At 69.9% G+C, this 7,712-nt stretch carries 6 protein-coding genes; all 6 read left to right on the forward strand.

Annotation, left to right across the window (positions count from 1 at the left end; all coding sequences use genetic code 11):
* Positions 1-391: 391 nt before the first annotated feature.
* The gene (locus ACY45C_RS09440) at positions 392-2,362 is read left to right on the forward strand and encodes a protein kinase family protein (RefSeq protein WP_462187246.1); all 1,971 of its coding nucleotides are present in this window, start codon (positions 392-394) and stop codon (positions 2,360-2,362) included.
* 109 nt (positions 2,363-2,471) lie between these two features.
* Positions 2,472-3,128, forward strand: coding sequence for a sigma factor-like helix-turn-helix DNA-binding protein (locus ACY45C_RS09445; protein WP_462187248.1), 657 nt, complete (start codon positions 2,472-2,474; stop codon positions 3,126-3,128).
* A 389-nt stretch (positions 3,129-3,517) separates the two neighbouring features.
* A complete protein-coding gene (locus tag ACY45C_RS09450) occupies positions 3,518-4,099 on the forward strand; it encodes a hypothetical protein (protein WP_462187249.1) in 582 nt (193 codons plus the stop codon).
* A 238-nt stretch (positions 4,100-4,337) separates the two neighbouring features.
* Positions 4,338-5,384 (forward strand): thioredoxin-disulfide reductase, encoded by a 1,047-nt coding sequence (gene trxB, locus ACY45C_RS09455; protein WP_462187250.1) that lies wholly within the window; start codon positions 4,338-4,340, stop codon positions 5,382-5,384.
* Between the two features lie 154 nt (positions 5,385-5,538).
* Positions 5,539-5,865: a thioredoxin gene (gene trxA, locus ACY45C_RS09460; RefSeq protein WP_462187251.1), complete on the forward strand. Its 327-nt coding sequence runs from the start codon at positions 5,539-5,541 to the stop codon at positions 5,863-5,865.
* 363 nt (positions 5,866-6,228) lie between these two features.
* Positions 6,229-7,506, forward strand: coding sequence for an N-acetylmuramoyl-L-alanine amidase (locus ACY45C_RS09465; protein WP_462187252.1), 1,278 nt, complete (start codon positions 6,229-6,231; stop codon positions 7,504-7,506).
* Positions 7,507-7,712: the final 206 nt, after the last annotated feature.

Here is a 7,712-nt window from a genome sequence, read left to right on the forward strand (position 1 = left end):
GAGACAGTGCCAGCCGAGACGATCCCGCCGGCACCAGAAAGATCCTTGTCGTCGTTACTCCCGGGGCATCCTCGCACGTCACCGAAAGAATCGGCTCGCCGATCGTCACAGTCGGTACACATGGGCGGGTTGTCCCAAGACATTCGCGAGATCCTTCTGACCTCCTCGTACACTGGACACGCTGTGCGCGGGCCCCACCCAACGTCGCCGGTAAACCAGGCGCAGCCTCCCGCTCGTCGCTTCGTTCATCGAGGCGGCTGGTCAGAGCGACGGAGGGTACCCGGGGTGTCCGCCTACGGTGGCGGCACGCTGGGCGGAACCCCTGCCCGGGTGAGGTAGGGAAGCCCGACGGCGGATTGTGGACGCCGGGCCCGTGGACGACGGAGGCGCTGTGGTCGACGGAAGCAACCGACCGCAGGCCGGGGACGTCGATAACGACGTGAACCCGAACGCGCCCGGAGTCCGGGGTGCGACGCCGCACTCCGGCACCGCCATCCTCGCCGAGTCCGTGCTCGACCGCCGCTACCGTCTGCTCTCCGCGTTGACGACCCGTGGGCCCGTCACCCTCTGGCGAGGCGACGACAAGGTGCTCGCCCGACCGGTGGCAGTACGCATCGTCGAGCACGGCCCCGCGTCCGCGGGCGGCGGCGGGCCGGCCACGGATCCGGAGCAGGAGCAGGCGGCCCGCCGGCTTCTCACCGCAGCGATCAACTCCGGTCGGCTGGTGCATCCCGGCGCCGCCTCGACCTACGACGCCACCACTACCACGGCCGAGTCCCGACGCATCTCCTACGTCGTCTCGGAATGGGTGGACGGCAAGACGCTGCGTCAGCTTTCCACCGACGGGCCGCTACGCCCGGAGCAGGCCGGCGCCGTGGTGCTCGCCGCGGCCCGAGTCATCGCCGCGGCACACGAGCGCGGCATCCATCACGGTGACCTGAACCCCGGTGACGTCATCGTCTCCAGCCACGGCACCGTCAAGGTCATTGACCTGGAGATCGGCGGGGTGCTCGCGGAACTCGACGGTTCCCTCCCCGCGACGGAGCTCGACGGGCACGGTAACCAGCCCGACCAGAGTGGGATCGGCGGGGACGACGGTTCCGGCCCAGGCACGGCCGACCGCGCAGGCGGCGGCCCCGACGCCACGGCGGTGAATCCCGACCTGATCGCCGCGGCCGACGTCCGGGCGCTCGGTGGCCTGCTGTATGCCGGGCTCACCGGTTACTGGCCCCTCGGCGGGGACCGCGGTCTGCCCACCGCACCCACCTCGGGCGGCCGGCTGCGGACTCCCCGACAGGTCGCCTCGTCAGTTCCGCGTGATCTCGACGCCATCACCATGGCCACCCTCGGCGACGATCGGGTCGGGGCGCCCATCACCACGGCGGCCGACCTGGTCGAAGAGCTGGAGTCGATCAACCCGGTGGACGCCGTGCTCGACACCGGGTTGATGAGCCTCGGTGACGCCCCGCCCAGCACCGAGGCGATGGACGTGGACGCCTTCGCATCCTCGGACTACCTCGCGCCGAGGGATTACCCGGCGCAGGGCCGCTATGCCGACACCGCCGGCTACCCCGGCCCCGGCCGGGACGCCCGGTACGACACCCGGGTGGAAGGCCCCCACGGGTCCCGCGGCGGCGGGACCGGCTACGGCCGCAGTGGGTACGACGACCGCAGCTATCCAGCCGGAGGTGGCGGTTACCCGGCGGGATCCGACCGCTACCCGCCTGGTTCCGGCCCGAGGCGCCGTGGCGGGCCGTCGCTGGGACGGGCCGTGCCGTGGATCGCTCTGGTGGTGGTCGTCGCAATCGCGGTGGTCGCCGTAATCACCCTGCGTGGCAACGGCGAAAAGAATAACGCTGCCAACCCCGGCACCCCGACCACGGTGCCGGCGACCCCCACCGGAACCATCCTCAAGCCAAGCAGCACGGACTCCTTCGACCCGTTCGCACCTTCGGGTGAACCCAAGACCGAGAAACCGGCGGATGTCGGCAAGGCGTTCGACGGGAACACGTCGACGGAGTGGACGACGAGCAACTACACCAGCGCGACGTTCGGCAACCTCAAGCCGGGTGTCGGGCTGCGCATGGCGTTTCCGCAAAAGATCCTGCCCACCTCGGCCACCGTGACGGTCGGCAGCCTGGGTCCGGTGTCGTTCGAGCTGCGCAGCGGCGACAGGCTGTCGGAGTCGCTCGACGGCTTCGACCGCGTGGTCGCCCAGAAGTCGGGCGCCAGCGGCACGGTGGTCCTGCCGATGTCATCGGACGTGAACCCCTCGCAGTACTGGGTGCTGTGGCTGACCTCGCTGCCGTCGAACGCCGGGCAGTACCGCGGGTCGATCGCGGAGATCACGTTCCGGTCCTGACGGGAGGACGGTGAGAGGACGGTGAGAGTCGGTCCACCCGCCGAAGTCCTGGTGGCCGCCCCGACGCCGAGCTGGGCTGCGCCGCCGTACCGCCCGCCCGACGGTGCCCATGACGACTACCCCGAAAGGCCAGATTCGTGATCCGGTCAATCCCCGCGGGTGCGTCGCCGAGCATGACCTGCACCTGGACGTCGAGGAGGCGCTGGGCTGGCTGACGCCCGGGTTGCGGACCGCCGTGGTGCTGGTGGACGTGGCAGGACGACCCGTCGCCGAGGCGGCGGGGCTGCTGGGAGTTCCGGTCGGGACGGTGAAAAGCCGGCGTTCGCGCGGTCGCGCGCAGCTCGCCGTCCTGATAGGTCCCCCCGGTCAGGGAACCCGGCGGCTTCGCCCGCCGTCTCAGAAGGAAGACACCAGGATGCGGCGGGCTCACCGGGGCAGCAGCCCGTTACCGGAGGTCGGCCCATCGGCCGCGGCCCCGCGGGCGCGGCCGACGCCATCCGGATCTGCCGAAGGAGGTGATCAGCAATGGCGACTGAGCCTGCGGGTGACCGACGCCGACCGGCGGCTCCCTCCGATCCCTTCCCGGCGGGTCGCCGCTTGCGCGCGCACGTGCATCACCCGGACGCCGAGCTGCTGGACGCCTTCGCGGACGGAGAGCCGCTCCCCCGCTCCGTCCGCGAGCATATCGAGGGCTGCGTCTCATGCCAGGAGTCGATGGTCGCCCTCCGCAGGGTCCGTACGGACCTCTCCCGCTTGGCGGCCCTGACGATGCCCGGCGAGGTGGCCGAACGCCTCCAGGCTGCGCTGGCGGCCCACGCACCTGCTCCCTCTCGGCCGGGACCGGGCCGGAACCCGGCCGCGCCGACCGGTCCGGGGCCCGCGAGCTCCGGCTTCGCCGGCACCACGGGAGCCGCCGGGGCCACCGGCACGGAACCCCTCGTGGGGGATACCGAGGCGGTCCACACCGAGGCCGTCCACACCGATCCAGGGGATGGCACGGGTGGGCGGGCGGCGAGTGGCAACAGGCCAAGGCGGCGGCCCGGCCGAGGTGGGGCGGGGGCTGGGCTCACAGACCATCAACCGGCCCGGCGCCGGGATCCGCGGAGCCGTCCGGGTGCGCCGGGTGCGCGCCCCCGACGGGACTGGGTGTCCATCATGGCGGTCTGCATCGCCTTCATCACCTTCGGGGCGGCGATCTTCGTGTACCACGGTCTGCGGAGCGCCAACGTCGATCACAGGGTAGCGGCGTCCAACCCCGTGGACAGCTCCGGCCCGGCCGGCGGTTCGGTGGTGGCCGAACGCGGCTCCGCCAGCTCCGCTCCCCTCATCATAATGGCGGTCTCGCAGGCGAGCGTCGCTCCCTCGGACGTCGTGCGGCACGGCCGGGAACTGCTGGCCGGCCGGATCCTGGGGTCCGCGGCGCTGCCGCTCGTGCCGCCGCCCGCGCCCGCGGCGGCCGGCGGCGCGACGACCCCTGCGACGGTGGACGTCGACCGGTTGCGCTCGGTGCTGGACACCCCTGGCCTGCGCCCGTGCTACCAGAGCCTGGCGGCGCAGACGGGTGGGACGATCCTCGCCGTCGACCGCGTCGTCTACAACGACCAGCCGGCGCTGTTGATCGTGCTCTCCGTGCCCATGCAACCGGCGGTGGCCAGGGTGCTGGTCGTCGACGCCCGCTGCGGCATCACCACCGTCTCCACCGCGCCGTGGTACAGCGTGTCCACCCTGCGGCACTGAGGTGGGGGTTGACGCATCGAGAGGGGCCGGGAGCCCGGCCGTGGCACGCACCGGTGGCGGGCGCGGATGGAATCAGATGCCCGCGGAGACGGTTGTCGCTGTCGGGCACCGTCTCCATGGACGGACCGATGAACGAGGAACTCGGATGAAGCCGGGGCGACAGGTACCGGCGAGGGCCCACCCGGCTCACAGGGATCCTGTAGCATGAAAGGGATCCCGTAGCATGAAAGGAGCGGGTGTGACAGCCCAGGAGGACGGCCAGGATGTCACCGGCCGCAGCAGCCAGCCCGACGGCAATGACGACATACGCGATGTCGTCATTGCCGGTTCGGGCCCCGCAGGGTACACGGCCGCTGTCTATACCGCCCGGGCCAACCTACGGCCACTCGTGTTCGAGGGCGCGGTATCGGCCGGCGGATCGCTCATGAACACCACCGAGGTGGAGAACTTTCCTGGGTTTCCGGACGGCATCCAGGGTCCGGAACTGATGGAGAACCTGCGGCGGCAGGCGGAGCGGTTCGGAGCCGAACTGGTGGCCGACGACGTCACCGAGCTCGACCTCGCGGCGAACCCGAAGGTCGTCAAGATCGAGGACAGGACCTACCTCGCCCGCACGGTCATCGTCGCCACCGGTTCGGCCTACCGCATGCTCGGCGTCGAACACGAGGAGCGGTTGCTCGGCCACGGGGTCTCCGCCTGTGCAACCTGCGACGGTTTCTTCTTCCGGGATCAGGACATCGCGGTGGTTGGCGGGGGCGACTCGGCGATGGAGGAGGCGACCTTCCTGACCCGCTTCGCCCGCTCGATGACGGTGATCCACCGGCGGGACAAACTCCGGGCCAGCGCGATCATGCAGGAGCGGGCCTTCGCCAACGAGAAGATCCAGTTCCGGTGGAACGCAGAGGTCACCAAGCTCCTGGGCACGGACAAGCTCACCGGCGTCCGGCTGCGCGACACCGTCACCGGTGAGGAGAAGGATCTTCCGGTCACCGGGCTGTTCGTCGCGATCGGTCACCTTCCGCGTACCGAACTCGTCCGTGGTCAGCTCGACCTCGACGACGCCGGCTACATCTCGGTCGCGCACCCGACCACGAAGACGAACCTGGACGGGGTCTTCGCCTGTGGCGACGTGGTCGACCACACCTACCGCCAGGCCATCACCGCGGCTGGCACGGGCTGCGCCGCCGCTCTCGACGCGGAGCGCTTCATCGCCGCCGGGGAGGGTCCGGGCGAGGTGACCACCGTGGCTCCCCGGGTCGTGACCCCGACGCCGCAACCTGCCTGACCCGGTCGTCTGTCCGAGCGGCCGACCGAGCGGCGCTGGATCAGGCCTGCCCGACCCGGCTGCCCGAAGGCCGGTCGGGCGCCGTCCGCGGGCCACCACCGGCCCGTTGATCGCCTTCCCGTCCACTAAGAGATCATCCATCAGGGAGAACAACATGGCAGGTTCCACCACCCCCGTGACCGACAGCACCTTCGTGACCGAGGTACTGGAGAGCGACAAGCCGGTCCTGGTGGACTTCTGGGCCGAGTGGTGCGGCCCTTGCAAGATGGTCGCACCCGTTCTGGAGGAGATCGCCAAGGAGCATGGCGAGAAGCTCCGGGTCGTCAAGCTGAACATCGACGAGAACCCGGAGACCGCCCGGAACTACCAGATCATGTCGATCCCGACCATGGCTGTGTTCGTCAAGGGCGCGATCGACAAGAGCATTGTCGGCGCGAAGCCGAAGGCCGCCCTGCTGCGTGACCTCTCGGCCTACATTTGATCTCGTCACGCGGTCGTTCCACCGTCGGCCCGCCGGGTGTGATCCCGGCGGGCCGACGTCGTTCCCGGACTGGTCCGCGCCGGTTCGCCCACGACAACCGGATACCACGTGCGGCCCGGGAACTTTCTCCCGCCGTCACGAGCATCGTGGGAGTATCACGGCGCCTGGTCACGCACGGTCAATACTGGAGGATCCGGTTCGCGGTCGGTCGAGACCGCACGGGCATGCCCTAGGCTTGAGATTCAGCAATCGGCCGTCGGCGCATCATTCGTCGACGCGGTGGCCCCGACCATCGGGTTTCGCCAGGGGCACCGGGTTTCGCCAGGGACACGTTGGGGCAGGCGAGCTGAAAGGTATGCATCGGTGAAGCTGCTGCGTCTGGGAGACCAAGGTTCCGCCGTCGCCGAGGTTCGGGCGGCCCTGACCTATCTTGGTTTTCTTCCCGTGACGCCCCGGCAGAGCCGGGATCCGGCCGGCCCGGGTAAGGGTGACCCAGGTAAGAGTGCCCTGGGTAAGAGTGCCCCGGATAGAGGTGCTGCCTCCGCCGCGGACCCGTCCCAGGACACGCGGGTCCCGGCTGTCGACGGTACTCCCGGCGGCATTCCGGCCAAGCCGGCCGATCGGTTCGACCGAGACCTCGACAACGCGCTGCGCGCCTTTCAGCAGAGCCGGGGGCTGTCCGCCGACGGGATACTCGGTCCAGACACGGCGCGTGCCTTGGAGGAGGCACGCCACAAGCTCGGCGACCGTCTGCTTTACCACAGTCCCGCGCACCCTTTTGTCGGCGATGACGTGGCGGCGCTCCAGGAGCGCCTGTTCAACATGGGTTTCGACGTCGGCCGCACGGATGGGATCTTCGGGCCACGCACCGAGTCCGCGGTCCGCGACTTCCAGCGCAACCGGGGTCTCGATCCGGACGGCCAATGCGGGCCACACACCCTGCGCGAACTCAAACGCCTGCAGCGCACAGTCACTGGTGGCCGGCCCGACGTGCTGCGGGAGTCTGTCCGGCTGTTGGCCCACGGCTCCTCGCTGCTCGGAGTCGTCGTCGCCATCGATCCCGGCCACGGTGGCGACGATCCGGGCATCGCCTGCGGCAATCTGTGCGAACGGGATCTCATGGCCGACCTCGCCGTCCGGATGTCCACGCGGCTACTCGACTCGGGCCTGCAGGCGCACCTCATCCACGGACTGGACGAGTCCCCCAGCGAGGAGGAGCGGGCCGCGCGGGCGAACGAGCTCGAAGCAGATCTCCTGATCTCGCTGCACGCCGACAGCAGTCCATCCCCGCACGCCCAGGGGGTATCGGCCTACTACTACGGCAACGCGCGCGGGTCGTCCGCCGTGGGTGAGCGCTTCGCCCAGCTCGTCCACCGTGAAATCGTCTCCCGGACCGACATGCTGGACTGCCGCACCCATCCGAAAGTCTGGAGTCTGCTTCGGCGGACCCGGATGCCGGCCGTACGGCTCGACCTCGGATATCTGACAAACGAACATGACACCAAGGCCCTTGGCTCCACCGCATTCCGGGCAACCGTCGCCGAGGCGGTGCTCGCCGCGGCCCAACGGCTCTTTCTCCCACCCGAGCAGGACGCGCCGACGGGCCAGCTTCACGTCCCCCGCCTTGCTAGCCGCACCTGACCGGTCACCAAGACATTCCATCGACAAGGCTGACGTTTCACGTGAAACGAGGCCGGTGCGTCGATGGGGGAAATTCATGCTCGGCAGCCTAGGCTGGTTCCGTAACAGCCTCCGCGTCCGTCGGCGTTGACCTCGGCGACCGGAGGCCCGGTGGCCGACCCATGGAGCGCCTTTTTCGATGAGCCGTCGCATCGCGAACATCACCC

The sequence above is a fragment of the Frankia sp. CcWB2 genome (assembly GCF_977927585.1).

Excerpts from the sequence above, each read along its gene's own strand:
- ACY45C_RS09445 (WP_462187248.1), top strand. The coding sequence starts at position 2,472 with ATGACGACTACCCCGAAAGGCCAGATTCGTGATCCGGTCAATCCCCGC.
- ACY45C_RS09450 (WP_462187249.1), top strand. The coding sequence starts at position 3,518 with ATGGCGGTCTGCATCGCCTTCATCACCTTCGGGGCGGCGATCTTCGTG.
- trxA (WP_462187251.1), top strand. The coding sequence starts at position 5,539 with ATGGCAGGTTCCACCACCCCCGTGACCGACAGCACCTTCGTGACCGAG.